Annotated in this window: 27 protein-coding genes; 17 read left to right on the forward strand and 10 right to left on the reverse strand. The window is 70.2% G+C overall.

Annotated elements, in window-relative coordinates; all coding sequences use genetic code 11:
- Positions 1-45: 45 nt before the first annotated feature.
- The 5 genes from ABT009_RS13600 (at position 46) to ABT009_RS13620 (ending at position 6,497) form a co-directional block, all read left to right on the forward strand.
- Positions 46-792 carry an IPT/TIG domain-containing protein gene (locus tag ABT009_RS13600; protein WP_351292869.1) on the forward strand — a complete coding sequence of 249 codons (747 nt, stop codon included), beginning with the start codon at positions 46-48 and terminating at the stop codon, positions 790-792.
- Between the two features lie 472 nt (positions 793-1,264).
- On the forward strand, positions 1,265-2,455 hold the full coding sequence (locus ABT009_RS13605) for an ice-binding family protein (RefSeq protein ID WP_351292871.1): 1,191 nt from the start codon (positions 1,265-1,267) through the stop codon (positions 2,453-2,455).
- Positions 2,456-2,936: 481 nt separating this feature from the next.
- Positions 2,937-4,193, forward strand: coding sequence for an IPT/TIG domain-containing protein (locus tag ABT009_RS13610; protein ID WP_351292873.1), 1,257 nt, complete (start codon positions 2,937-2,939; stop codon positions 4,191-4,193).
- 76 nt (positions 4,194-4,269) lie between these two features.
- Entirely contained in the window at positions 4,270-5,556 is a 1,287-nt protein-coding gene (locus ABT009_RS13615) for a VWA domain-containing protein (RefSeq protein WP_351292874.1), read from the forward strand.
- Between the two features lie 71 nt (positions 5,557-5,627).
- Positions 5,628-6,497 (forward strand): hypothetical protein, encoded by an 870-nt coding sequence (locus ABT009_RS13620; protein WP_351293000.1) that lies wholly within the window; start codon positions 5,628-5,630, stop codon positions 6,495-6,497.
- A 220-nt stretch (positions 6,498-6,717) separates the two neighbouring features.
- Here the strand turns inward: ABT009_RS13620 and ABT009_RS13625 are convergent, their stop codons facing one another.
- On the reverse strand, positions 6,718-7,359 hold the full coding sequence (locus tag ABT009_RS13625) for a winged helix-turn-helix transcriptional regulator (protein WP_351292876.1): 642 nt from the start codon (positions 7,357-7,359) through the stop codon (positions 6,718-6,720).
- A gap of 86 nt (positions 7,360-7,445) precedes the next feature.
- Between ABT009_RS13625 and ABT009_RS13630 the strand changes: the two genes are divergently transcribed.
- The 4 genes from ABT009_RS13630 (at position 7,446) to ABT009_RS13645 (ending at position 10,583) form a co-directional block, all read left to right on the forward strand.
- Positions 7,446-8,654 carry a pyridoxal phosphate-dependent aminotransferase gene (locus tag ABT009_RS13630; protein WP_351292878.1) on the forward strand — a complete coding sequence of 403 codons (1,209 nt, stop codon included), beginning with the start codon at positions 7,446-7,448 and terminating at the stop codon, positions 8,652-8,654.
- Between the two features lie 81 nt (positions 8,655-8,735).
- Positions 8,736-9,335, forward strand: a complete 600-nt coding sequence (locus ABT009_RS13635) for a histidine phosphatase family protein (RefSeq protein WP_351292880.1) — start codon at positions 8,736-8,738, stop codon at positions 9,333-9,335.
- Positions 9,336-9,418: 83 nt separating this feature from the next.
- Positions 9,419-10,057: a hypothetical protein gene (locus tag ABT009_RS13640; RefSeq protein ID WP_351292882.1), complete on the forward strand. Its 639-nt coding sequence runs from the start codon at positions 9,419-9,421 to the stop codon at positions 10,055-10,057.
- A 103-nt stretch (positions 10,058-10,160) separates the two neighbouring features.
- A complete protein-coding gene (locus ABT009_RS13645; protein WP_351292883.1) occupies positions 10,161-10,583 on the forward strand; it encodes an acyl-CoA thioesterase in 423 nt (140 codons plus the stop codon).
- A gap of 11 nt (positions 10,584-10,594) precedes the next feature.
- On the opposite strand, the gene ABT009_RS13650 is transcribed toward ABT009_RS13645, so the two are convergent.
- Positions 10,595-11,704: a DUF4037 domain-containing protein gene (locus ABT009_RS13650; protein WP_351292885.1), complete on the reverse strand. Its 1,110-nt coding sequence runs from the start codon at positions 11,702-11,704 to the stop codon at positions 10,595-10,597.
- A 204-nt stretch (positions 11,705-11,908) separates the two neighbouring features.
- Between ABT009_RS13650 and ABT009_RS13655 the strand changes: the two genes are divergently transcribed.
- Positions 11,909-12,175, forward strand: a complete 267-nt coding sequence (locus ABT009_RS13655; RefSeq protein ID WP_351292887.1) for a DUF1876 domain-containing protein — start codon at positions 11,909-11,911, stop codon at positions 12,173-12,175.
- Positions 12,176-12,307: 132 nt separating this feature from the next.
- Positions 12,308-13,027, forward strand: coding sequence for a DUF899 domain-containing protein (locus ABT009_RS13660; protein WP_351292889.1), 720 nt, complete (start codon positions 12,308-12,310; stop codon positions 13,025-13,027).
- A gap of 48 nt (positions 13,028-13,075) precedes the next feature.
- Here the strand turns inward: ABT009_RS13660 and ABT009_RS13665 are convergent, their stop codons facing one another.
- From ABT009_RS13665 to ABT009_RS13690, 6 genes are all read right to left on the reverse strand, one after another.
- On the reverse strand, positions 13,076-14,437 hold the full coding sequence (locus tag ABT009_RS13665) for an 8-oxoguanine deaminase (protein ID WP_351293002.1): 1,362 nt from the start codon (positions 14,435-14,437) through the stop codon (positions 13,076-13,078).
- 74 nt (positions 14,438-14,511) lie between these two features.
- Positions 14,512-15,405, reverse strand: coding sequence for a factor-independent urate hydroxylase (gene pucL / locus ABT009_RS13670; protein WP_351292891.1), 894 nt, complete (start codon positions 15,403-15,405; stop codon positions 14,512-14,514).
- A 2-nt stretch (positions 15,406-15,407) separates the two neighbouring features.
- Positions 15,408-15,803: a hydroxyisourate hydrolase gene (gene uraH / locus ABT009_RS13675; protein WP_351292893.1), complete on the reverse strand. Its 396-nt coding sequence runs from the start codon at positions 15,801-15,803 to the stop codon at positions 15,408-15,410.
- Positions 15,800-16,369 carry a 2-oxo-4-hydroxy-4-carboxy-5-ureidoimidazoline decarboxylase gene (gene uraD, locus ABT009_RS13680; protein ID WP_502989863.1) on the reverse strand — a complete coding sequence of 190 codons (570 nt, stop codon included), beginning with the start codon at positions 16,367-16,369 and terminating at the stop codon, positions 15,800-15,802. Before uraD ends, uraH begins: the two co-directional genes overlap by 4 nt.
- Positions 16,370-16,452: 83 nt before the next feature.
- Complete coding sequence (locus ABT009_RS13685) at positions 16,453-16,830, reverse strand: helix-turn-helix domain-containing protein (protein WP_351292897.1); 378 nt, start codon at positions 16,828-16,830, stop codon at positions 16,453-16,455.
- A complete protein-coding gene (locus ABT009_RS13690) occupies positions 16,827-17,078 on the reverse strand; it encodes a YkoF family thiamine-binding protein (protein ID WP_351292899.1) in 252 nt (83 codons plus the stop codon). Before ABT009_RS13690 ends, ABT009_RS13685 begins: the two co-directional genes overlap by 4 nt.
- A gap of 545 nt (positions 17,079-17,623) precedes the next feature.
- Here ABT009_RS13690 and ABT009_RS13700 point away from each other — a divergent pair.
- Positions 17,624-18,856 carry a protein-tyrosine phosphatase family protein gene (locus ABT009_RS13700; RefSeq protein WP_351292901.1) on the forward strand — a complete coding sequence of 411 codons (1,233 nt, stop codon included), beginning with the start codon at positions 17,624-17,626 and terminating at the stop codon, positions 18,854-18,856.
- 271 nt (positions 18,857-19,127) lie between these two features.
- On the opposite strand, the gene ABT009_RS13705 is transcribed toward ABT009_RS13700, so the two are convergent.
- Both ABT009_RS13705 and ABT009_RS13710 read right to left on the reverse strand, forming a co-directional pair.
- Entirely contained in the window at positions 19,128-19,361 is a 234-nt protein-coding gene (locus tag ABT009_RS13705; protein ID WP_351292903.1) for a hypothetical protein, read from the reverse strand.
- 591 nt (positions 19,362-19,952) lie between these two features.
- Positions 19,953-20,747: an SGNH/GDSL hydrolase family protein gene (locus tag ABT009_RS13710; protein WP_351292905.1), complete on the reverse strand. Its 795-nt coding sequence runs from the start codon at positions 20,745-20,747 to the stop codon at positions 19,953-19,955.
- 349 nt (positions 20,748-21,096) lie between these two features.
- Between ABT009_RS13710 and ABT009_RS13715 the strand changes: the two genes are divergently transcribed.
- The 5 genes from ABT009_RS13715 to ABT009_RS13735 all read left to right on the forward strand — a co-directional run bounded on the left by ABT009_RS13715 (position 21,097) and on the right by ABT009_RS13735 (position 26,126).
- Positions 21,097-22,227 carry a lytic transglycosylase domain-containing protein gene (locus tag ABT009_RS13715; RefSeq protein WP_351292907.1) on the forward strand — a complete coding sequence of 377 codons (1,131 nt, stop codon included), beginning with the start codon at positions 21,097-21,099 and terminating at the stop codon, positions 22,225-22,227.
- A 58-nt stretch (positions 22,228-22,285) separates the two neighbouring features.
- Positions 22,286-23,392 carry a sigma-70 family RNA polymerase sigma factor gene (locus ABT009_RS13720; protein WP_351292909.1) on the forward strand — a complete coding sequence of 369 codons (1,107 nt, stop codon included), beginning with the start codon at positions 22,286-22,288 and terminating at the stop codon, positions 23,390-23,392.
- Positions 23,393-23,562: 170 nt separating this feature from the next.
- On the forward strand, positions 23,563-24,528 hold the full coding sequence (locus tag ABT009_RS13725; RefSeq protein ID WP_351292911.1) for an ABC transporter ATP-binding protein: 966 nt from the start codon (positions 23,563-23,565) through the stop codon (positions 24,526-24,528).
- Positions 24,525-25,295 (forward strand): MlaE family ABC transporter permease, encoded by a 771-nt coding sequence (locus tag ABT009_RS13730; RefSeq protein ID WP_351292913.1) that lies wholly within the window; start codon positions 24,525-24,527, stop codon positions 25,293-25,295. The genes ABT009_RS13725 and ABT009_RS13730 overlap by 4 nt, the downstream gene beginning before the upstream one ends.
- 3 nt (positions 25,296-25,298) lie before the next feature.
- Positions 25,299-26,126 (forward strand): MlaE family ABC transporter permease, encoded by an 828-nt coding sequence (locus ABT009_RS13735; protein WP_351292915.1) that lies wholly within the window; start codon positions 25,299-25,301, stop codon positions 26,124-26,126.
- Position 26,127: the final 1 nt, after the last annotated feature.

Genomic DNA, 26,127 nt, shown 5'->3' on the forward strand with positions numbered 1-26,127 from the left:
CAGTGAGTCGTGTCCCGTTCCCGCCTTCAATCAGGAGGTTTCGACATGCCTATCTCTCCGAACCAGGGGTCGACCGGCGGTGGCACTCTGGTCACCATCACCGGCACCAATCTCAGCAACACCAGCAGGGTGCTGTTCGGCAGCAAGCCGGCCACCAGCGTCACCAACGTGTCCCCGACGCAGGTGACCGCCGTCTCACCGTCGGGGACCGGATCCGTCGGGGTCACCGTGACCACGCCCGGCGGGACGAGCAACCCGGTGTCGTTCTTCTACGTCGGCGCCCCGTTCAAGTCCTCGCTGGGCACCAACTCCGGCCCGATGGCCGGGGGCAACACCATCACCATCAACGGCACGGGCCTGTCGACGGCCACCAGTGTCTCCTTCGGCGGTGTGACCGCCACACCCACGGTCACGTCGGACAGTCTGCTCAGCGTCACGGTCCCCGCCGGAGCCGCGGCCGGCCCCGTCGCCGTGAGCGTGACGACCGCCGGCGGCACGAACAACGGCCTGACCTACACCTACGTCGACGTTCCCACCGTCGACACGATCACCCCGACATCCGGACCCACCTCCGGCGGAACCGCGGTGACCATCACCGGCACCAACCTCGACACCACCGACTCCGTGACGTTCGGCGGCGTCCCCGGTCCCTTCTCCGTCATCAACGCCACGACCCTGTCGGCCGTCACGCCGTCCGGCACCGCCGGCGCCGTCGACGTGGTCGTCACCAACCCGGCCGGATCCGACACCGCCGTGGGTGCCTTCACCTACGTCGCCGGCCCCGGCATCTGACCCACCCGCTCACGGATTCCCCCGCGCACTCGGCGTAGGACGCACGGGGATACCCGTAGGCACCAGCACACGGCACGCGGCCGAAGCCGGCAGTACGGCTCCGGCCGCGTGGCCTGGCATCAGTGTGAGCGGCCATTCCGCGCAGTGCGAATACGAGCAACAAAGCATGAAATCGGCAGAAGCCGGAAAGTCGTGGATTCAAAGATCACTCAGATGGTTACCGGGCCTCGGCGCTCATCGGTGATCTCATGTAATCGGCAGTTGCCTTCGGCAATCGCCCTCCGGCTTCCGCCCAAGCCACGCACGTCTCCCGTGCATTGCTGCCGCTGTTCGCCCTGCCGTTATAGCGAATTCCGAAATCCGGAAGGTCACACGGATGCCACCTGTTAGCCGTTCCGCTCTATTCAGCAGATCCAAATGGCGACGATTCAGAATTTTCATCGCACTGGTCACCGGAGTTTCCCTGACCTGCTTGGCGCAATTCACGCTGATGACGGGCCGCGCCCTCGCGGTCGCCACTCCGGTGAACCTGGGCAGCGCCACCAGCTACGCGATGTTGGCCGCCACGGGTGTCGCCAACACCGGCAACAGCATCGTCCAGGGCGATCTCGGGGTGAGCCCCGGAAGCAGCGTGACCGGCTTTCCGCCGGGGGTCCTGTACGGCGCGACCCATACGGCCAACGGCGCCGCGCTCCAGGCGCAGTCGGACCTCACGACCGCGTACAACGCCGCGGCGGGCCAGGCTCCGGACGCCAATATCGCGGTCGACATCGGCGGGCTCACCCTTCCTCCAGGCGTCTACCACGCCGCCGACGCCATCACCTATACCGGGACGCTCACCCTGGACGCCGAGGGCGATCCGAACGCGGTCTTCGTGTTCCAGCTCGACTCCGACCTGACAACGGGCACGGACAGCTACCTCCAACTCGCCAACGGAGCCCAGGCGTCCAACGTCTTCTGGCAGGTCGCCGGCACCGCCACACTCAGCACCCAGTCGTTCTTCCAAGGCACGATCATGGCGCTGGACTCGATCTCCGTGGAGTCCGGCAGCTGGATCCACGGCCGTGCGCTCTCCCGCAACGGCGAGGTCACGCTGGACGGTTCCGTGGTGACGCTCGACGGCCTCGTCGGCCCTCCCGGACAGACGGGTCCAGCAGGCCCCACGGGGCCGGAAGGGCCGGCCGGCCAGACAGGACCGAGCGGAGCCGCAGGACCCGAAGGACCAGCAGGAGCCGCAGGACCCGCAGGAGCCGCAGGACCCGAAGGACCCGAAGGGCCGACCGGGGATGCCGGTCCACCAGGGGCCACGGGTCCGAGCGGCCCGTCGGGGCCCAAGGGGCCCCAGGGGTCGACGGGACTGCAAGGCCCGAAGGGAGAGCCCGGTCCCCCCGGACCGGCCGGTCCTCCCGGTCCGCCCCAGCCGAGCGGTTCATCGGCCGGTCCTGAGCATTCTCATCGCGCCCCTTCGCACCCCCGCCGGCCGAACGACCCAGGGCACCAGCACGCGCCCAAGGAGACAGACCACTTGGCAGAGACCGGCTTGGACGAGTACGGCCCTCCCATCGCGATGTCCGCGGCCACCCTCTTGTTGGGCGGCCTGGCCGTTCACACGGTCCGCCGGAGGCGGGCAGCGGCGGCAGAGCGCGACCGGCTCAGCCCGTAAACCCGTACGGCACACCCATCGACGTCCGCCCTGTCAGGCCGAAGTACTTCTGCCTGACAGGGCGGACACGCTTCTTCAGCGGCGAGTGCGGCGCACTGCGCCATCGCGCATCCAACGCGCCGCGCGCATGCATCACTCACCACATATGCGCCCCCTCGTGCGAGTGACAGCCGGTCGCCCTTGTTGTCGGATCCGCAGCTTCTGTGAGTCACTGAACTATCCGAACCGGCGGGCCGCCCATCCCTCTCCGGGGGACGGGGCAGTTGGCCGTTCTTCGCTGTCCTACCGGCTCATGACGAGACGACAGCGCCGAACGCCCGCTGTCATGATGGGCGCCCCCAGAGTTGACTGGTCCGCCAGCTGGTGCCGTCCTGCACCGCCTGGTCTGGCCCCCGGAACGTGTCTCACGGCGGGAAATAGACCCTCGACTCCGGAGGCGAAGACCATGCGGATCAGTTCCCACAGTGCACACCCTTCAGCAGTGGCGGCGGCCCCCGTCATCAGTCTGAGCAGCCCCGTGTCCGGATTGGCCGGCACCACCGTCACGCTGACGGGCAGCGGATTCACCGGGGTCACCGCGGTCACCTTCGGGAGTGCCCCCGCGGCTTCGTACTCCGTGGTGTCCGCCACCAGGATCACCGCGGTGGCCCCGGCCGGCTCGGGGACCGTGCAGATCACGGTGACCACAACGGGCGGCACCAGCAACGGGATTGCTTTCACCTACACAGCCCCGACGCCCGTGATCAACGATGTGGAGCCCGACGAGGGGCCGACCGCCGGGGGCAACACGGTCACTCTGACGGGGACCGCTTTCAGCGGTGCCTCACAGGTCCGTTTCGGGACCACCACGGCCCCGTTCACCGTGGTCTCGGCCACCCAGCTCACCACGACGGGCCCTGCCGGCGCCGCAGGCACCGTCACCATCACCGTGGTGACGCCCGGCGGCACGAGCAACGGCATGGCCTACAGCTACGTGCCGGCCCCCACGCTCGCTGCGGCGTCCCCCGACCAGGGGCCCCTGGCAGGCGGAAACACGGTCACGCTGACCGGAAGCGGTCTCGACCACACCACACAGGTCCGTTTCGGGACCACCGCGGCGGCATTCACCGTGCTGACATCCACCCAGCTCACCGCCACGGTGCCTGCGGCTGCCGCGGGAGAGGTCCCCGTCACGGTGGTGACCCCGGGCGGCACCACGTCGGGTGACGTCTACTACCACTACCTGCCTCTTCCCGTCGTCTCCGCACTGACTCCCTCGGCCGGGCCCGCCACCGGCGGCAACACGGTCACCGTGACCGGCTCCGGGTTTCTCGCGGCCACCGCGGTCCGCTTCGACTCGACACCAGCCGCGTCCATCACAGTCGTATCCGACACCAGGATCGATGCCAACGCCCCCGCCGGAGCCGCCGGGACAGTCGCAGTCACCGTCACCACACCGGGCGGCACGAGCAACGCCGCCCCCTACACCCGCCTCACCCAGCCGGCACTGACCGCCGCGACACCGGACCAGGGGCCGGCCACGGGCGGCAACACCGTGACGCTCACGGGGTCCGGCCTCACCGCGACCACTCAAGTCCGGTACGGAACCACCCCGGCCGCGTTCACCGTCGTCTCCGACACCCTCCTGACCACCACCGCACCGCCCGGACCGGCTGGTGCCCTCGCCATCACCGTCAGCACGCCGGCCGGGACCAGCATGAGCGTCCCCTACACGCTCGTTCCCCCACCCGCCCTCTAGTACGGCAACGGCGGTCGAGGCTCACGTGCACGCCCCTGTTTTGGAGCGCGCCCCCATTGATCAATAAGATCCGCCGATGATCACAAGACAACGGCTGACGGCAGGACTTGGTGTCCTGCTCGTCGCCCTGGCGGTCGGGCTCCAGCCCACCGGAGCCGCCGCGGACGAGACCGCGGACGACCAGGACGCGCCCAAGGTCGAACTCGTGCTGGACGTGAGCGGTTCGATGCGGGCTCGCGACATCGACGGCGGGTCGCGGATGGCCGCGGCGAAGCAGGCGTTCAACGAGGTGCTGGACGCAACGCCGGAGGAGGTGGAACTCGGCATCCGGACGCTGGGAGCCAACTACCGCGGGGACGACCGGAAGACCGGCTGCAAGGACACCGAGCAGCTGTACCCGGTCGGCCCGCTCGACCGCACCGACGCCAAGGCGGCCGTCGCGACGCTCACGCCCACCGGCTGGACCCCGATCGGGCCCGCCCTGCTGAAGGCCGCCGAAGACCTCGAGGGCGGTGACGGGACGCGCCGGATCGTGCTGATCAGCGACGGCGAGGACACCTGCGCCCCGCTCGACCCCTGCGAGGTGGCGCGCGACATCGCGGCCAAGGGCATACATCTCACCATCGACACGCTCGGGCTCGTGCCCAATGCCAAGATCCGCGCCCAGCTCAGCTGCATCGCCGAGGCCACCGGCGGAACGTACACCTCGGTACAGCACACCGACGAACTTGCCGACCGTGTCGGGCAGTTGGTCGACCGGGCGGCCGATCCCGTGGTGACCCCGGTCGCGGTGGAGGGTGCGGCGCGGTGCGCGGACGCGCCGCAGGTGCAGTCCGGTCTCTACACGGACCGGGAGAAGTTCGGCGAGCACCGCTGGTACCGCGTCGACGTGCTGCCCGGCCAGGAGCTGCGCGCCTCCGTGAGCGTCGCCGCCGACCGCGCCGTCAACCGGGACTACGGCGTGCTGCTGCGGGCCGTAACGGTGCACGGCCGGGAGATCGTCCGCGGGTCCGAGGCGGGCGACGGGCGTACGGACGTGATCTCCACAGGTCTGCGCTATCCGAAGTCCGAGCGCGACGGCGACGACGACACGGACGGCGACGGCAAGCCCGCCGCCGAGACCGTCTGCCTCGAGGTCAGCAACTCCTACTCGGCTGCGCCCTCCGTCAAGACGACGCCGGGTCTGCCCGTCGAGCTGACGGTCGACGTCGTGGATGCCCCTGACAAGGCGTCGGACGTCGCCTCCTTCGGCCTGGGCAGGGGCTGGTGGCTGCTCGGCGCCCTGGTGGTCACGGGCTTCCTGGCGGGTGTGGTGTGGGGCTGGCTCTCGCGCTGGCGGGTCGCGGTCTGGAGGACCAACTGATGCGTACGAACCAACTGATGCGTACGGACCGACTGATGCCTACGAACCAACTGACGCGTACGGACGATCTGATGCGTCGGGACCAACTGGCCTCTGCGGGCAGCCTGAAGGGTGTGACGCGTGTGCTGGCGGCCGGTCTGCTCGGCGCGGCCGCTCTCTTCGGTACGGCCGTTCCGGCTCTCGCCGACGCGTCGCCGTCGGCGACCGCAAGCACGGACGACGGCGACGCGGCACCCACCCAGGCGGGAACCTCGTTCCGTACGGCGACGGAGATCCGGCAGGGGCAGCGGGCGACGGCCGACGGCTCCACGGGCGACTACCTGTACTGGTCGGTCCCGGCGGACGCCGGACAGCGCCCGACCGTCAAGGCCACGGTCAAGCTGCCGGAGTCCGCGACCCGGCAAGGCGCCTCCACCTGGCAGCTCGACGTGTACGACGGACTGAGGCGCCGCCAGGCGTGCCAGTACGGCGCGCAGACGCGTACGGCGAGCCAGGACGCGGGCTCCGTCGATCTGTCCTGCACGCTACGGACCGTCCGCGCCTGGTCGGAGCCGTGGGCCAATGACCCGCTGCCGGGCACGTACTACGTACGGCTGACGGTCGTCGGGCTCCAGGCCTCGGATCTGGGTCTGCCGGTCGAGGCGGCCGTCGAGGTGACGTCCAAGGACGTCGGCGGGTCGGCGGCGGTGGACGGGGCGCTGGCGAAGCCCCTGGTTCCGGGGATCGCCACGGCCTCCGAGGACGGCGACGACGCGAAGTCCGGTACGTCGGATGTCGAACTGGCCGTCGGCGAACCCGAGGACGGCTGGGCCTCCGGCTGGTGGTCCGACCGCTGGCTGTGGACCGCGGCCGGGGGTGTGCTGGCCGCGCTCGCGGGTGTGGGCGGGTACTCGCTGACGCGGGGGTCGGGCCGGCCCGCCCGAGTACCTCCGGGCGTCTGAGCCTCCACCGCTTCCGCCTCGCGGAGGCCCGTCGCGCTGCCCGGGTGGCAGGGCGGCGGGCCTTGGCCTTTCCCCCACCCCGCCCCTTCCCGTAACCAAGGGCCAGCCCCTGGACCCCGCTGGAGGCTTCGCCCCCAGACCCCCCTATCGCCCTAACGGGCTCGTCCTCAAGCGCCGGACGGGCTGGAATTGGCTCGTCCTCGAACGCCGGACGCGCTGATCAGCCCCGCAACGCCTTCGCGAGCGTCCCCTCACCCGTCACATCGATACGCCCATCCCGCACCGCGTCCCGCAGTCGCAACGCCCCCCTGCTCAGCGCCGTGCACGTCTCCGCATCCAGCGAGATGCGGGCATCGGACCCCTCCGGCGCGGGACCGTCGCCGTAGACCGCACGACCTTCGGCCGCGTCCCCCACGCGTACGTGGAACTCCCCCTCGTCCAGCCGCACTTGGATGACACCCTCGCCCACGGCGGCCTCCTCCAGGCACCGCAGCAGAGGCAGCGCGAACCAGTGGGCCCGCACCGCGTCGGTGGGCCGGCGTTCCTCCAGCGCGGGCGCGCCCCACTCGCCGAGAGCCTGCAGGACGGGGAGCAAATCGCTCCCGCGCTCGGTGAGTTCGTACACATACGCCGCGCCGGGCGGAGGCAGTCGGCGGCGCGTCGTCAGTCCGTCGCGCTCCATGTCCCGCAGGCGGGACGCCAGTACGTCGGTGCTGACTCCGGGCAGGTCCGCGTGCAGGTCGGTGTAGCGGCGCGGACCGGCCAGGAGTTCCCGGACGATCAGAAGGGTCCACCGGTCGCCGAGGGCGTCGAGGGCCCGGGCGGCGGGACAGTACTGGTCGTAGCTTCGGCGCGGTGACATGCGACGCAGTCTAGACATGTTGTTGGACTTTCCAAGCACCCACTTGGTAAAACCAAGCAGTACACGAACCAGAGGGGCGGCAGCGCATGGAGTTCCGGCAGTCGAGCAAGCTCAGCGAGGTCTGTTACGAGATCCGGGGCCCGGTGATCGAGCACGCCAACGCGCTGGAGGAGGCCGGGCACAGCGTGCTGCGCCTCAACACCGGCAACCCCGCGGTCTTCGGCTTCGAGGCGCCGGAGGAGATCGTCCAGGACATGATCCGGATGCTGCCCCAGGCGCACGGCTACACCGACTCGCGCGGCATCCTCTCCGCCCGGCGCGCCGTGGCCCAGCGCTACCAGGCGCTCGGCCTCGAGGTCGGCGTCGACGACGTGTTCCTGGGCAACGGCGTGTCCGAGCTGGTGTCGATGGCCGTCCAGGCGCTCCTCGAGGACGGCGACGAGGTCCTCATCCCGGCCCCCGACTTCCCGCTCTGGACGGCGGTCACCACGCTCGCGGGCGGCAAGGCGGTCCACTACATCTGCGACGAGTCCGCCGACTGGTACCCGGACCTCGACGACATGGCCTCGAAGATCACCGACCGCACCAAGGCCGTCGTGATCATCAACCCCAACAACCCGACCGGCGCGGTCTACCCGAAGGAGATCATCGAGGGCATCCTCGACCTCGCCCGCCGCCACGGCCTCATGGTCTTCGCGGACGAGATCTACGACCAGATCGTCTACGACGACGCCGTGCACCACTCGGCCGCCGCCCTCGCCCCCGACCTGGTGGTCCTCACCTTCAGCGGCCTGTCGAAGACGTACCGCGTGGCGGGTTTCCGCTCGGGCTGGCTCGTCGTATCGGGCCCGCGGCAGCACGCCCGGGACTATCTCGAGGGCCTCACCATGCTCGCGTCGATGCGGCTGTGTCCCAACGCCCCGGCCCAGTACGCCATCCAGGCCGCGCTCGGCGGCCGCCAGTCCATCCACGAGCTGACCGCGCCCGGCGGCCGGCTCCACGAACAGCGCAACCGCGCCTGGGAGAAGCTCAACGAGATCCCCGGCGTCTCCTGCGTCAAACCGAAGGGCGCGCTCTACGCCTTCCCCCGCCTGGACCCGAAGGTCCATCCCATCCACGACGACGAGAAGTTCGTCCTGGACCTGCTGCTGCGCGAGAAGATCCAGGTCGTCCAGGGCACGGGCTTCAACTGGCCGCGCCCGGACCACTTCCGCATCCTGACCCTGCCGTACGCCGACGACCTGGACGCGGCGATCAGCCGCATCGGACGCTTCCTGAGCGGATACCGGCAGTAGCCTCGGTGATGATCGGCCGGGCGCCGCACGCTGCACGTCGAGCGCCGCCCCGGCTCGTACCGACAGAACAGGATCGCGAACATGGGTGACCTGCTCCTTGTCCGCCATGGGGAGACCGAGTGGTCGCGCTCGGGGCAGCACACCAGCTGGACGGACATCCCCCTCACCGAGAACGGCAGGGAGCAGGCCCGCCGGCTGGGGCCGCTGCTGGCCTCGTACCGGATCGAGACCGTGTTCGTGAGCCCGATGAAACGGGCCCGGGAGACGGCTGAGCTCGCGGGGCTGGACGAGACGCACATCGATCCGGATCTGTGCGAGTGGGACTACGGCGGCTACGAGGGCATGACGACCCACGAGATCCACGGCAGCCGTCCCGACTGGTTTCTCTTCACCGACGGGGTCGTGCCCGGCCCGGACGAGCATCCGGGCGAGAGTCCCGAGCAGATCGGTGCGCGGGCCGACCGGATGCTCGCCAAGGTGGACGCGGCCCTCGCCCAGTGCGAGGGCAATGTCGCCCTGGTGGCCCACTCCCACTATCTGCGGGTGCTGACCGCCCGGCGGCTCGGGCTGCCGCCGTCCGGTGGCGCCCTGTTCCAGATCGCGACGGGCGCGCTGTGCCGGCTGAGCACGGAGCATGGGCGCCCTGTCGTGGCCGCCTGGAATGTCAGACCTCAGTCGTAGGCTGCAGAAGCCGAGGGGGAGCACCTGGCAGCCGGAGTCCCGGGGCCGGGGTGGGCCCCGGGGATGTGAGGGAGGTGGTGGCCGTGGCCCGACCGCCGACCGCCGTGCAGCGGCGCATCATTCAGGCCGCCGATCCCGTGACCGGCCGTGTCCAGGGGACGGAGGCGCAGCTTGCGGGCCTGGTGCGGCTGCGGCTCGCGTTCCGGCACCCGCGGCCGCCCCACGACCACTTCCTGACGCCCGCCGGCCACCGGCTGCGCGAGCCGGCGGAGGCACCGGACCGGACGGAACAGCCGGAGCCGGCTCCGGAGCGGGCGCCGGGCGTGTTCGCCGCCCGTGTCGGTGACGAGGAGGCGCCCAAGGACAGCGGGCCGACCCGGGTCCACGAGGTCCGCAGCGCCTGGCAGGGGCTGATCGAGATGCGCCGGATCACCAATCCGGACGGCGCGACCGACCGCCCCTGCGCCTGGGAGCGCGCACATCTGGTGCAGGCCGCCGCGCTGGCCCTGGAGGCGGCGAGCTGCCCGCCCGCGACTCCGGACGGCGAGGGCTATCGCGTGAGCAGCACCCCGCAGCCCGATGCGGTCGCCGTACGCCATCCCGACCCGGACGGCCGCCGGGCCTGCGCGGCGGCGCTGGAGCAGGCCGGATGGCAGGTCGGCGAGTACACGGAACCGCGCACGGGCGCCCGGTATCTGCTGGCGTCACCGCGGCGGGTGTAAGGGCCGGACAGCCGGCCCCCGCTACGGGAACGGCTCACATTCAGGGCGGCTGTACGGTACAAAAAGATTGGTAAGCAAGCGCTCAGCCGCCGAAAGGGAAGCCGTGACAGACCCGTTCTCCGTGCGCGTCGTCGTGCGCGGATACGAAACCGACGCCCAGGGCCACCTGAACCAGAGCGTGTACCTGCAGTACGCGGAGCACGCCCGCTGGTCGCTGCTGCAGCACGCGGGCATCCGGCAGAGCGACATGCTGGAGAAGGGCATGGGGGCGGTCACGCTGGAGACGACCATCCGCTACCTGCGCGAGCTGCGCGCGGGTGATGAGGTCGACGTGAGCTGCTCGTTCCTCTGGGGCGAGGGCAAGACCCTCCGCGTCGAGCAGACGATCCGGACGACGGACGGCACGACGGCCGCCGAAGTGGTGTCGGTCGGCGGGCTGCTGGACCTCAGGGAGCGCCGCCTGGTGCGGGATCCGCGCGAGTACTTCAGGGCGCTGGCCGCCCGCCCCGAGGAGCTGGGTCTCTGACGGCGGCCGCGTCACGCAAGGGCGTTCGCCGCCGCACGGATCGGGCCCTGCCGGCCGATGAAGTCCGTGTTGTCGGCCCACTGGTCCACTCCGCCGGTCAGCGGCAGGGACCGCAGGTCCGGGTCGGTGACGGTGTCCGCGAGTGCCTGGGCGAACCGTTCGGCGTGCAGGACGAGAAAGGGCCGCGAATGGTAGCGGCGGCGCTCCGGAGCCACCGGCCGTGCGAGCCCGGTCGCGTTCTGCAGCGCGGCGACCGTCTCGTACGCGTCGCACAGATGGCGTTCCCGCTCCGGGTAGTCCGTCGCCGCCAGGGCGCCGCGCAGAGAGGGGGCAAGGGCGTCGACAACGGGCAGCTGCGCGAACGCGCTGCCCAGCCACTTGCTGTACGGCGCGTATCTGCGCTCCAGCAGCAGGCACAGCCGCATCAGGTCGCGTACGAGCCGGGCGGCGACCACCGCCGAGCCGAGCTCGTCCCCGACCTCCGCGCAGCGCCCGACGAACGCCTCCTCCTGCGAGAGCCTCTGCCACTGGCAGGCCAGCAGATACCGCCACACCTGGTCCGGGTACCACTCCAGACGCTTCCGCGCGGCCGTGAGCGTGCCGAGCCCGTCGTGGTACACCGCGCCGAACGTAACCTCGGCGAGCTTCTGCTGCGGCATCACCAGCCAGTCGCGGGCGGTCGGTTCGCCGGCCAGCGGGTCGACGCCGAGCTGCGCGGTCAGCCAGCCGCGGGTGTCGTCCACCTCGACCCGGTGGTCGACCGGGCCGTCCGTGGGTGCCATGTGGCCCGACACGGGGTCCAGCTGATCGTCGTCCCGGCGGCGGAAGTGCGTGGGCCAGCCGCGTACGTGCTTCGGGAGCCGCTCCGCGAGAAGGCGGTGGACGGCGGCGGCGCCTGCCGCGGCGTCCTCGGGTGCCAGGAACAGCTGCAGCCGCGGGCCCCACTCGTGGTCCGCCGACCGTGCCGTGTCGAAGCCGAGTACCTCCGAGCCGGTACCGATCCGGGCAGCGGCGTACCGCAGGCCGGGACACGCCTCGGCCAGGATGGGCCGCACCGCCTCCTCGTACAGGATCCGCGACAGCTCGAGGCCGGGCAGGAACGTGGCGTCGGACGTCGTCATGCGGTCACTGTGCCGGGGTCCGGCGGGTGAGGCCAGCGAATTTCGGCGGGTCCGCGGGGGCGCCTTCCGGCGCGACGGCCAGGAGGTCCGGCGGCCGACCCCGTCATCTCTGGCCCGGTCGCGCCGTCCGGCGCACGCTGGGAGTACGAGGCCGCAGAGGCGAGGACACGCCCGGGGCCCCGCCCCCGTACAGAGGTGATCACGATGGAATCCAAGCAGTGGAACGTAAAGCTCTACATCACCGAGGAGGGCGACAACACGCGCGCTCGCGCCGTGCTCGACACCCCCGAGACACACGAGGTCACCGGTACCGGCATGGCCAGGCGGAATCCCATCGACCGGCCGATGGCGGAGATCGGCGACGAGCTGGCCGCCAGCCGCGCCCTGGAGGATCTCGCCGTCCGGCTGCACGACGTGGCGTCCGACGACATCGTGCAGTTCAGCGGGCCTGCGGAGGCGCAGGGGCGGTGACCTTCGGCAAGCCGGAGAGGACGCCCGGAGAGCGCCCGGGCGTGTACGGGGAGCGCACGCGTCCGTGTGCGCTCCCCGTACACGGACGCGGCCGTGGACCCCACCAGGCCGAACCAGAAAGTGAACGTCACCATGAAGACACCCTCGATCGTTTCGCTGCAGGAGTGGGAGGCTGCGCGCCAGCAGCTGCTCGCGGAAGAGAAGCAGCTGACCCACGCCCGTGACGCACTGGCCGCCAAGCGTCGGCTGATGCCGTGGCTGGCAGTGGAGAAGGAGTACGAGTTCGACGGACCCGAGGGCAAGGCGAGTCTCCTTGACCTGTTCGAGGGGCGCCGTCAGCTGATCGTCTACCGCGCCTTCTTCGAGCCCGGCGTCTACGGCTGGCCCGACCACGCCTGCCGTGGCTGCTCCATGGTGGCTGACCACATTGGCCACCTCGCCCATTTGAACGCCCGCGACACCACTCTCGTCTTCGCCTCACGCGCGCCACAGCCGGACATCGAGCGTGTGAAGGCGCGGATGGGCTGGACGATGCCCTGGTACACGATCACCGACGATTTCGACACCGACTTCGGTGTGGACGAGTGGCACGGCACGAACGCGTTCATCCGCGATGGCGAAAGCGTGTTCCGCACCTACTTCATCAACGCCCGCGGTGACGAGGCATTGGGGAGCACCTGGAGCTACCTCGACATGACAGCGCTCGGGCGGCAGGAGACATGGGAGGACTCGCCCGAGGGCTATCCCCAGACCGCGCCGTACGAATGGTGGAACTGGCACGACGAATACGGCGACGCCGAGCCGGCGTCGGAATGGCTGGCCCAAACCCGCCGAGGCACCCAGCCCGACTGAGCCCGTCATCTTGCGGGTGAGCGCCAGGGCGCTCGGCAGGCCGCCGGATCACCCCTCCGCTGATATCCGCGCGAGGCGCTGTGCCTCGGCCCGCGTGGAGCGGGCGATGGCGTCCTCGTCGACGTGGAGAAGGCGGCCGTTCTCGGCGACCGGACGGCCGCCGACGAGGGAGAGTGTGACCGGGGCCGCGGCGCCGAAGACGAGGGCTGTCACCGGGTCGGCGATCGACGCGTGGGCGAGCGTGTCGAGCTTCCAGAGCACCAGGTCGGCGAGCTTGCCCGGCTCCAGGGAGCCGATCTCGGCCGCCCGGCCCAGGACCTGGGCGCCTCCGTACGTCCCGAGGCGCAGCGCCTGGCGCGCGTTCAGGGCGGCTTCCCTATGCGGACCGAGGCGGTTGATCAGCAAGGCGTTGCGCAGTTCGGTGTGGAGCTCGCCGGACTCGTTGGACGCGGTGCCGTCCACGCCCAGACCGACCGGGACGCCGGCCGCCAGCATGTCGGGCACACGGGCGATGCCTGCGCCGAGGCGGGCGTTGGACGACGGGCAGTGGGCGACCCCCGTCCGCGTGTGGGCGAAGGCGGCGATGTCCGAGTCGTTCATGTGGACGCAGTGCGCCATCCACACGTCCTCGCCGAGCCAGCCGGTCGACTCGAAGTAGTCGGTGGGGCCCATGCCGAACAGCTCGTGGCAGAACTTCTCCTCCTCCACCGTCTCGCTGCCGTGGGTGTGCAGGCGTACGCCCTTGCGGCGGGCCAACTCGGCGCCTTGGCCGAGGAGTTCGGTGGTGACGGAGAAGGGCGAGCACGGGGCGATGGCGATCTGCGTCATCGCGCCGAACGACGCGTCGTGGTACCGGTCGACTGTCTCCTCGGTCGCGGCCAGCGCGCCCTCGAGCGTCTCGACCGCGAAGTCCGGCGGCAGTCCGCCGTCCGACTCGCCGCGGTCCATGGAGCCGCGCGCCAGCGTGAAGCGGACGCCCGTCTCGGAGGCGGCCCGGATGATCGCGCCGGAGAGGTCGCCCGCGCCGCGCGGGTAGACGTAGTGGTGGTCCACGGCGGTGGTGACGCCGCCGCGGGCCATGATGGCCAGGGACCCCTGCGCGGCGGCGTACACCATCTGCTCGTCGATGCGCGCCCAGGTCGGGTAGAGCGCGACGAGCCAGTTGAAGAGGTTGTGGTCGGTGGCCAGGCCGCGGGTGATCCACTGGTAGAAGTGGTGGTGCGTGTTGACCAGGCCCGGGGTGACCAGGTGGCCGGTGCCGTCGATGCGGCGGACCACGTTCTGCAGGTCCTCCGGGGCCTTGCCCGGGCCCACCGACTCGATCGTGTCGCCGGCCACGACGACGTGGCCGGAGGCGTACTCGGTGTCGTCCGCGTCGACGGTCGCGACGGCGCAGTTCTCGATGACCATGCGCTCGACGGGTGCGACGCGTTCGGCGTGGTGCGAAGCTGCCACGGCAGGGCTCCTGGGGCCTAGAGGTTGGTCTAGAGGTTGGTGAGGTCCACCGGGATGTGCGCCTCGCACCCGTCCCGCAGGATGGTCGCCTCGATGAGGCCGTAGGGGCGGTCGGCGGCGAAGTACACCTCGTTGTCGTTCTTCAGGCCGAACGGCTTGAGATCGACGAGGAAGTGGTGCTTGTTCGGGAGGGAGAAGCGGACCTCGTCGATCTCGCCGCGGTTGTCGATGATCCGCGCGCCCATCTGGTAGAGGGTCTGCTGCAGCGACAGCGAGTACGTCTCCGCGAACGCCTCCAGCATGTGCTTCTTGACCTGCCCGTACGACGTGTCCCAGTCAGGTGCCGTCTCCTCGTCGCCGGTCCAGTTGAACCGCCAGCGGGCGGAGACCTCGGTGGCGAGGATGCGGTCGTACGCCTCCGGGAGCGTCGTGTACTTGTCCTTGACGTAGCCCCAGAACTCGGAGTCCGTCGAGTTCATCACGGTCAGATCCTTCAGGCCGGAGACGACCTCCCACCGCTCGCCGTCGAAGGTGATCTGGGCGAGACGGGTCTCCTGGCCCTTGCGGACGAAGGAGTGCGCGCCCTCCCCGGCATGCTCGATCCGCTCCCAGGCGTACTCCTCGATGCGGATCCGGGCCTGGTGGATCGGCTCCTGACTCGTCACGAAGTGACGGGCGAGGTGGATGCCGAACTGCTCGGCGGACTCGATGCCGTACTCCTTGGCGAACGCGTACACCGTGTTCTTGGTGGTGTCCGTCGGCAGGACGTTGGCGTTCGAACCGGAGTAGTGGACCTCGTCCATGTCACCACTCAGCGACACCGAGACGTTGAGGTCCTTGATGTGGTGGGTGGCGCCGTCCCGCGTGATGCGTACGACACGGCTCTCTGCCTTGCCGTACTGGTTCTGTCCCAGGATGGGCATCGCTAGCTCCCTCGGTATACGGAGTAGCCGTACGGGTTGAGCAGCAGCGGTACGTGGTAGTGCTCACCCGGCACGACGGCGAACGTGATCGCCACCTCCGGGAAGAACACCCCAGGTCCGCTGTCCCGATTCGCGGGGGCGTCCTGCTGCGCCTCGGCTTGCTTCTTCTCGAAGTACGGTTCGACAGCGAAGTCGAGCCGTACGTGGGTCGTGCCCTCGGGCGGCGCCGGGAGGTCCCTGCATCGCCCGTCCGCGTCGGTCGCGGAGCCGCCGAGCGCCCGCCAGTCCGCGTCCCGGCCGACGCGGGCCGCGAGGTGGACGGCGACGCCTGCTGCGGGGCGGCCGATGCTGGTGTCCAGGATGTGCGTGGACACCGAGGCGGTGGTGTCGGTGCTCATGCCGTGCCCTCTTCGAGGAGTCGGTTCAGCCGGATGCGGTTGATCTTGCCCAGTTCGGTGCGGACGATGTCGCGCTCCTGCTGGGGCGCGTTGCCGATCCGGGTCTTCACCGCGTCCCGCATCTGCTCGCCGGTCAGGCCCGTGGCGCAGATCAGGAAGACGTGGCCGAACCTCTCCTGGTACGCCAGGTTCAGTTCGAGCATCTCCGCCTTGAGGTCGTCGGAGGCTCCGGCCACGCCCCGCTGTTCGCGCGAGGAGGCCGGATCGCCCGGCTTGGGGCGGCCGATGGGCGGGTGGCCCGCCATCGCCTCCTCCAGGTCCGCGGTCGTGAGCCCGGCCATGGCCGCGTCGCTCGCGGCGAGGAGATCGTCCGCGGTGGCGAAGGGGCGCCGCGCGAGCAGCGCGATGCCCCATGCCGAGGAGGCGCACATCTCGTGGAGGACGGCGGCGGCCTCAGCCTCCGGCAGGGCGTTGAACCGGGCCAGGCCGTCCGTCTCCGGACCAGGTGTCGTCGGACTCGACGTCACGGGTTGCCTCCGTGGCCTTGATGAGGGACGGGCTGGCATAACCCAATACCCTCACCGGAACCCTGTCAACAGTTTGTTGAATTCAGTGAGGCCCGGCGTCGGCCGAGGCTGATCAAGGCCGCTTACTGGCGCTGGGCGGCGTTCTCTCGATTCAGGTAGTTGTAGACGGTGAAGCGGCTCACCCCGAGCGCGCTCGCCACCGTCTCGACGCCGTGCCGCACGGAGAACGCGCCCCGGCCCTCCAGCGCCTTCACGACCTGCTGCTTCTCCTTGCGGTCGAGCTCGGCGAGCGGTTTGCCGTGCTTGCGTTCAAGGGCGGCAAGGATGTGGTCGAGCGAATCGGCGAGCTGCGGCAGCCGTACGGCGACGATGTCGCGGCCCTCCCAGGTGAGGACGACGTCGTCGTCGCCCGCCTGGTCCGGCGGGAGCATCTCGCCGCCCATCGCGTCCACGAGCGGCTTGACCGCCGCGATGAAGGGGTCGTCTCCGATACCGGTCACCGATCGCCCTCCCCGATCACATTGATCTGCAGGGAGACCCGGGTGGCGCCCGCGTCCAGGGTCTTGCGCAGCAGGGCGTCGACCGCGGTCAGGACGACGTCCACGCCGCCCTCCGCCGTGTTGCCGAACGGTCCGACGTCCACGGCATCCAGTTCGGCCGCCTCGACGACCTCGCGCGCCACCAGGGCGTGCTGCGGCGTCTCGTCCAGATCGAAGGGCTCGGTCGTGAACTCCACTTTCAATCGCACTGTGCCCCCATGGCATCCGCTGTGACCTGCGCGTTCTCTCAACCCTCCGGCCGAGAGGGCACATCCAGGGCACATTCTCCGCTCAGCGCGGCGAACGCCCGGTCCACAGCCACCCTCGTGCGCTCATCCGACTCAGGGAGAGGTGGCTGTAGACGTTCAGCGTCATCGCAGCGTTGGTATGCCCCAGCCGCTCCGAGACGACCTTAGCCGACTCTCCCCGGCGATCAGCAGGGATGCGCAGGCATGCCGCAGGGCATGCGGTCCGGTGCCGTTGGGCACCCCGGCCGCCTCGACGGCGGGGCGCCAGACCTGCTCATAGAAGGGTGTTGAAGCGGGGTGTCGCTTCGCGCACCGTGATGAACTGGCGGTTGGCCCACGGGGAAGACGGGCTCGCGCTCCCCCCAGTCAGCGGCGCCCGCACCGGTTGACCCGCGGGTCAACCGGCACATCACCTCTCCCTCGCATTCCTCCGACATGCCCCTGATGGCAGACTTCCGCCCTGCCGCACCGGCGCGAGGGACGGCCGGGGCAGGGAGGTGGGGCTTGTGCGCGGGCGGGTGCATGACGTGGTGTGGGGAGCGGTGCGGGTTGTGCTGGCCGTCGTGCTGCTCGGAACGGCGTGGCAGCTGGCGCAGAGCGCGGAGCGCGAACGCGCCGACGACCGGGACTTCCCGCGCTTGGAGATACACGACGCCGATGGGCGAGACACAGGCAGTCTGAAGGTGTGCGGGGACCGGTACCAGGAGCCCTTCTGCCTGCGGGCGGAGCGAGTGGCGGTGGACGACGTCCTACGGAAGCGCATCACCAAGAGCGGGCCCCGCTACCTGTTCGAGTTCGGCCGGTCCGACGGGCGCACGCTGGCCCTCACGCTGCACGTCGACTATGCAGACGAGGAGGTCATCGAAGCCGCCGACGGGCGCGGAGAGGCGACCCTGTACTGGTGGCGCGATTCGGTGCGGCTGCTGGAGGTGTCGGCGGGCGGTGAAGAGCGGACAATCCGCACAGCGCACTACCCGGGCCGGGAGTTCACGCCGCCCGCCGCATTCGGGGCGGCCGTCGCCGGACTGGGCGCGGCGGCCCTGTGGGCGGGGCTGTGGCGGATCGTGCGCGGGGGTGCATCTCGGTTGAACTGGCAGTGGCAGACGACGGCGCCGGGGGTGACCTTCACCATGGCAGGGCTGGGCGGGGCCCTGGGTGCGCTGTTCGCGGAACACTCGCCCCGCACGATGGTGTGGACCGCGGGTGTCGTGGGCGCGGTGAGCGCGGTGGGCATGGCCTGCTGGGCGCACGGGTGGGTACGGCGCAGGCTGTCGGCGCTGGACCGGGTGGAGCCCTTCGCGCCGGTGACTGAGCGCCGCTTCCCGGGTGCCGTGTGGGGGCCGGGCCCGTGGGAGGCGCTGTCGATGGGGTGGCTGCGGACGGGCCCGCAGGGACTCGCTGCCGTGCCCGGACCGGCCACGGGTACCGGCACCTTCGGGGTGCAGCCCTTCCCCGGGGCGCTGCGGCTGGTCCGGGTACGGCCGCCGCACCGGGACGACCCGCTGCAGCTGCGGTTCAGCCACTATCGGCGTACCGGCGGGGCGCAGGAGGCGCAGTTCCCGCTTGTTGCCGAGTGCGAGGCCGTGGGCGGACCGGTGCCCGGAGCGCGAGTACTGATCGGCGCCGGCGGCGAGGACCTGCCGTACGTGCTCGGCGTACTGTCTGGCGCCGCGCCGTCCGCACCTTCCGCTTGGCACCCACCCGCCACGGTGGCTGACCGACTGATAACCGCTACCTGACACCCCGTCACCGGCAACCACCCCACTGCCACCCCTTCACATAGCAAGTAGGCCCATCGGCCTGAGGAGTGCCCTCAGGCCGATGGGCGTGTCGACTTGCCGCGGTGACGGCATTCTGGTCTCAAACCGACGGCCGGCACAGGCCCGGCTTGTGATGGCGTGGCCAGACAGCCGAATCGGAATCGAGTCCGTGATGGCGCTCGTTCACGTCCGCGGAGTCTCGCCACTGGCCCGGACCGGCCCAGTGAGGCGCGCCTCACGGCGCGACCGCTTAACGCCAGTTGCGGTAGCCCCAGAACCATCCACGGTCCTGGCCGTGGTGGCGGTGGCCGTAACCGTAGTGGTGACCGAACTGATGGCGGTAGTGGTGGCCGTACTGCTGGCCATAGTGGCGGCCGCGGTCTCGGTCGTGGTCACGGTCGGTGGCGGAGGCGGGAAGTGCGCCGGCGCCGAGGATCGCGCCGGCCACAAGCACCGCAGCGGCGATGCGCTTGCTGTGCGACATGAGTGGTTCCCTTCCTTACAGGATGCGGCGAGATCCTCGCCGATCACGATGCGGAACTGTCGGCCATTCACCGACAAAGGGAATCTTCTCTGCTAACCGCCGTAAACATCTGCGCACACACTGCGGATTACCAAATACGGACAATTACCAGCTTTCTTCTCAATGCGGTCCAGGTGTGCGTGTCGACGTGACACCGACCAGCCGTCGATGCGTGACCTGCTGGAGAAGATCGAGGCCCATGTCCGCGGGCACACCGAGGGCACACGCCCCCGGAAAACGCTGCGAAGCAACGCGAAAGAGCGCGGGCTGATTCGCAGGTCAGCCCAGGTCAGAGTGCGTTTAGCCGGGTCACAACCGTGCGGCAGGGATTCACTTTCAATCGCGCTGTGCCCCAATGGCATCCGCTGCGACCTGCTCCGTGCGCCCCGGCCGCTCCGAGACCGACCTCAGCGGACTGCTCCGACGGAACCCTCCGAGGTCGGACGCTCCCGAGGCGATCAGCCGCCGGAGGGCGGTACGCGACCCACGGCACGTACCGCCCGGCTGGAGAGGCCAGGTGCGGCTCTCAGCGGTGGTGCAGGAGCCGCCGGGTCACACCTTGCCCTTGAAGACCGGCAGATAGCCGAGGGCCTGGCCGTTCTTGTTGGGGTGGTACGAGTTGCCGACAGGGACGGTCAGGCTGTGGAGCCATTCGTCGCCCGAGCAGATCTCGTGCCCGGTGAAGGTGGTCCGGACGTCACCGAAGGTGAAGCCGTATGCTGCGGCGCGGGCCGAGATCACGGAGTTCAGCTGGTCCGACGCGGCGTTGAGGGCCGCGCGCTCACTTTCCCGCAGCCCGACGATGCAGGTGCCGTTGAGCATGTAGAGACGCGGATAACCCATGACGACGACACGGGCGTTCGGCGCCCTGGTCTTGATGGTCGAGTACAGGGTGTTGAGCCTGCCGGGCAGCAGGCTGGACATCTGGGACCGGGCGGTCGCGACGGCCGACAGGCAGCTGTCCTCACCCTCGAGGATGCAGGTGGTCATGACGTCGGCGAAGCCCACGTCGTTGCCGCCGGCGCTGACGCTGATCAGTCCCGTACCGGTACTCAGCGGCGAGAGCTGTCCGCTGATCACGGTCGTGGTGGTGGCTCCGGAACACGCGGTGAACGAGAAGGACGAGGGGCTGTTGGCGGCGGCCCACAGCGAGGGATACGAGTTGGCGCTGCGCTTGCAGTCACCACTGTCGCCGTAGTCGCCGGCTCCGGTTCCTGACGAGTAGCTGTCGCCCAGCGCGACATACGCGGGGGCTGCGGCCGCGGCCTGCTGAGCGCCCATCAGAACACTGATGAACGCGACGAGCAGGGCCGCGAGGACCGACGCCGGTCTGCGGAACAGCTTCATGAAAGCTCCTGGAGTGAGGTAAAGCGCCCTGTTGTGCCCTGGTTCTGAGTCCCTTTTCTGATGTCAGGTACATGACAGAGCGCGATACAAGAAAAATTGCATCGCGCTGTGCCGTGCTGGACCGTACTGCAGCAGATCAGGCCGCGTCTACGCGCATGGACAAAGTCAGTTGCACATGTTGTGGCCGACGCAAGTCGCCTAGCGATCGCGAACGTGCGCCGTGCGCAAGGCCGTTGTCGTGACAACTCGAACGACGGACCTGCCCCTCGTCTCCGTAGAGCAGATGAGGAAGCCGTGCCGTCTCTCATCTGCGGTGCGGCGAACGCGCGACAGGGAGGGCTGCTGCGCCATGGCAGGACGCACACGAAGAGGGACCGGAAGAGGGGCGAGGGGAACGGCGATCGCGGCGGCCGCCATGGCCGTGCTGACCGCGTCCCAGGCACCAGGGGCGGTGGCACGGGCTTCGGCGGCCGCCCCAAAGAGCACGGCGGAACACGGTCCGAGCGTCTCCGGGGACACGCCGTTCCGCGCCGAACTCCCGCCGCTGCGGGCGCGATCGGGCACGTCTTCGGCGGAGGGGCCGTCGGCCGACAGCTCCTCCGCGGGGGACTCCGCCGCGGTCGGCGGCGCGCTGCCGGCGACTGTTTTCGCCGCGTACCGGCATGCGGAGTCGGAGCTCGCGCGCACCGCGCCCGGTTGCAGTCTGCGATGGCAACTACTCGCCGCCGTCGGCCAGGTGGAGTCCGGGCAGGCACGCGGCGGCCGCGTGACCGAGGACGGTACGACGCGGGCACCGATCCTCGGGCCGCGTCTCGACGGCGACGGCTTCGCCCTCATCCGGGACAGCGACGGCGGCGCGTACGACGGGGACACGGCCTACGACCGGGCGGTCGGCCCGATGCAGTTCATCCCGTCGACCTGGGCGGCCTGGGGTGCGGACGGCAACGGTGACGGACGCGCCGACCCGCACAACATCTATGACGCCGCACTCGCCGCGGGCCGTTATCTGTGCGCGGGCGGACGCGACCTCTCCGAACCGGGCGACCTGGACCGGGCGATCCTGGGCTACAACCACTCCGGGGCCTATCTCCGTACGGTCAAGGCGTGGTTCGCGTACTTCCTCGAAGGGCATCGGGTGGTGCCGGACGACCCCGCTGCGTCCGACGCGAGCCCGAAGAAGAAGGCGTCGGAGAAGGAGCGCCCCAAGGGCTCGCACACGTCCTCGCGGCCGGAGCCCGGCACCGGCGGTGCATCCGGCACGCCGTCCTCCCCCGCGCCCGCACCCTCGTCGCCCTCCCCCACGCCCTCGCCCTCGAAGACCCGCCCGGCACAGGAGACGGAGGAGCCTGCGCTGCCCCTTCCGGAGCCCACCCTCACGCTGCCCGGAGGCGGGGTGCTGACGGACGCCGAGCCGCTGGCCAGCAACGGTAAGGACTCGATGAACGCCTCCCCCTCCACAACCGCCGATACCGGGCGGTAATGTCGCCACCCGCCGGGCAAGCACAGAACGACCGGCGGGTGAGCGCGAAGGGGCCCTCATGGCGACGGACACGCATCCAGCTGCGGACGGGGCGGGTGAAGGGCCCGAAGAGCCGGCCGGTGAGTGGGACCGCTGGCAGCGCATGTGGAGCCACCGCGAGCAGCTGCTCAAGGTGGCCCGCCGCCGTTCGCTCAGCCCGGAGGACGCCGAGGACGCCGTGCACGAGGCCATGCTGCGTGCCGCGGAGCGGCCGGATCTCGACGACGAGCGGCTCGGGGCCTGGCTGACGACCGTGACGATGCGGCTGTGCATCGACCGCCACCGGCAGGTCAACCGCGAGGCCGAGGTGCGCACCAGCCCCACGCTGGTCACGCCCGGTCCTGTGCCCGTCGAGGAGGCGGTGTGCGATCGGGCCGAGGCGAGGTGGCTGGCCGTCCGCAGCAATGAGCTGCCCGCGCGCCAGGCGGAGGCGATCTGGCTGAAGTCCGAGGACCTGGACGTCGGGCAGGTCGCCGTCAAGATGGGGCTGAGCTACCGGACGGTCGAGTCGCTGCTCGCCCGGGCCCGGCGGACGCTGCGCGCCTCGCTGGCGGGCACGCTGGGTGTCGTCCTGTTCCTGGTCGGACGCGGCCGGCCGCGGACCGGCGGCCATGTGCAGGTGGTTGCGGCGGCCTCGACGGCGGCGACCCTGGTGGTGGCCGGGTTCGTGCTCCCGTACGCGCACGACTGGGGCGGGGGCGGCACGGCGCCGCGGCCGTCCGTCTCGGACACCGCGCAGATCACCGAGGTGAGGGGGACGGACGCGAGCGGCCGGACGCCGGGGCCAGATGCGCGCGATCTCACAGGGACGCCGACGGCCGGCGGCGCGGAGAGGACGGCATCGCCGGGCGACGGGGCATTGGTGCGGCTGTCCGTTCCGCCCGTGCCGGGGGTCTCCGTGGATCCGCTGCCGACGCTGTCGGCCCCCGGGGTGCCGGATGTGCCGGGGGTCCCGGGGGTCCCGGAGGTGCCCCAGGTCCCGTCCGTGCCCGGGGCGGTGGAGGTGCCGGACCTTCCGGACGTGCCCGAAGCGTCTTCCGTGCCGGGGGTCCCGGACGTCACGGCGACGCCGAATGCGTCCGCGCTGGTGGACGCACCCAGTGCGCAGGACGCGCTGACGCGCTGACGTGCCGCCACCGTCCTGACCGGGCGCGGGCCCGTCGGCCCCACCGATCCCCCACCGACTCCCACCCGAATCCCACCCGGAAAAAAATTCGGTCACCGGAGCGACGGACGCCCTTCCCCTCCCCGTAGAGCAGATGTCGGAGCTGCTCCACGGGCTGAAGGGTGGACCGGATGGGTGTCGAGATCTGTGTGGAAGGGCTGACCAAGTCCTTCGGACACCAGGTCATCTGGCAGGACGTCTCGCTGACGCTGCCTGCCGGGGAGGTATCGGTGATGCTCGGCCCCTCGGGTACGGGCAAGTCGGTGTTCCTCAAGACGCTCGTCGGGCTGCTCAAGCCGGACCGGGGCTCGATCCATATCGCGGGCCGGGACATCACGAAGCTCCGCGAGCACGACCTGTACGAGGTGCGGAAGCTGTTCGGCGTGCTGTTCCAGGACGGCGCGCTGTTCGGCTCGATGAACCTCTACGACAACATCGCCTTTCCGCTGCGCGAGCACACCCGCAAGTCCGAGAGCGAGATCCGGCGGATCGTCCTCGAGAAGATGGACATGGTCGGGCTGATCGGCTCCGAGGACAAGCTGCCGGGGGAGATATCCGGTGGTATGCGGAAAAGAGCCGGCCTGGCGCGGGCTCTGGTGCTCGATCCGGAGATCATCCTCTTCGACGAGCCGGACTCCGGCCTCGACCCGGTGCGCGTCGCCTATCTCAACCAGCTCATCGTCGATCTCAACGCCCAGATCGACGCGACCTTCCTGATCGTCACGCACGACATCGCCTCTGCCCGCCAGGTGCCGGACAACATCGGACTGTTGTTCCGGCGCGAGCTGGTGATGTTCGGACCCCGCGAGAAGCTGCTGACCAGCGACGAACCGGTCGTACGGCAGTTCCTGAACGGCCGGATGCAGGGGCCGATCGGCATGGCGGAGGAGAAGGACGCCGCTCTGGTCGAGCAGGAGCTGGCCCAGCTCGGCGAAAGCTCAGACACCCGTGGCAAGGGCGGGAGCGCACGGACACCCGGCCCTCAGGAGATGACTCCCCGCCTGCTGCCGGGCCCGGGCATCACCCGACCGCCCCGCTGGGAGGCGATCGCAAGGCGCGAGGCCGCGCTGCAAGGGAAGGCGGTGGCGGGCGCATGAGTCTGTCGCCCACCGGAGCGCTCCGGCAGTCCGGCAACCTGTTCGCGATGGCGCTGGACGTCGTCCGGACGATTCCCCGGCGGCCGTTCCAGGTACGGGAATTCATCCAGCAGGCGTGGTTCATCGCGAGCGTAACGATCCTGCCGACGGCCCTGGTCTCCATCCCCTTCGGCGCGGTCATCGCGCTGCAGATCGGCAGCCTGACGCGGCAGCTGGGGGCACAGTCGTTCTCGGGCGCCGCCTCCGTGCTCGCCGTACTGCGGGAGGCATCGCCGATCGTCACGGCGCTGCTGATCGCGGGCGCGGGCGGCACAGCGATCTGCGCGGACCTGGGGGCGCGGAAGATCCGCGAGGAGATCGACGCGATGCAGGTGCTGGGCATCGACCCGATCCACCGGCTCGTGGTGCCGCGGGTGCTTGCGTCGATGGTGGTGGCCGTGCTGCTGAACGGCCTGGTGTCGGTCGTGGGCGTCGCGGGCGGCTACTTCTTCAACGTGATCCTGCAGAACGGCACGCCCGGCGCGTATCTGGCGTCCTTCACCACCCTCGCCCAGCTCTCCGACCTCTGGGCGGCCGAGCTCAAGGCACTGGTGTTCGGCGCGATCGCCGCGATCGTCGCCTCGTACAAGGGGCTGACCGCGAAGGGCGGCCCGAAGGGCGTGGGCGACGCCGTGAACCAGTCGGTGGTGATCACCTTCATGTTGCTGTTCGTGACGAACTTCGTGATGACCGCCGTGTACTTCCAGATCGTTCCGCAGAGGGGCTGAGGCATGGCGCTGCTCAACCGTTTCGTCGGGCGCCCGCTCCGCTCCCTGGAGGAGCTGGGCACCCAACTGTCGTTCTATGGGCGCTCGCTGGCCTGGACCGGCCGCACCCTGCGCCGCTACAAGAAGGAGATCCTGCGTCTGCTGGCCGAGGTGAGCTTCGGCCGTGGCGCGCTCGCCGTGGTCGGCGGGACGGTCGGTGTCATCGCCTTCCTGTCCTTCTTCACCGGCACCGAGGTTGGCCTGCAGGGCTACGCGGCGCTCAACCAGCTCGGCACCTCGAACTTCGTGGCGTTCCTGTCGGCGTACTTCAACACCCGTGAGATCGCCCCGCTGGTGGCCGGGCTCGCGCTGTCCGCGACCGTCGGTGCCGGATTCACGGCCCAGCTCGGCGCGATGCGGATCAGCGAGGAGACCGACGCGCTCGAGGTGATGGGCGTCCCCTCGCTGCCGTTCCTGGTGACGACGCGGATGATCGCCGGTTTCGTCGCGGTCATCCCGCTGTACGTGATCGGGCTGCTCTCCTCGTACTTCGCCGCCCGGACCATCACCACCGGCTACTACGGGCAGTCGGCGGGCACCTACGACCACTACTTCCAGCAGTACCTGCCGCCCGTCGACGTGCTCTGGTCCTTCGGCAAGGTGATCGTTTTCGCCGTCGTGATCATCCTGGTGCACTGCTACTACGGCTACTACGCGAGCGGCGGCCCGGCAGGCGTCGGCGTCGCGGTGGGCCGTGCGGTGCGGACCTCCATCGTCGCGATCAACGTCCTGGACTTCTTCCTCTCGCTGGCGATCTGGGGCGCCAACACGACCGTACGGATTGCGGGGTAGG

It is taken from the genome of Streptomyces sp. NPDC002896, assembly GCF_040295225.1.
GTDB lineage: Bacteria > Actinomycetota > Actinomycetes > Streptomycetales > Streptomycetaceae > Streptomyces.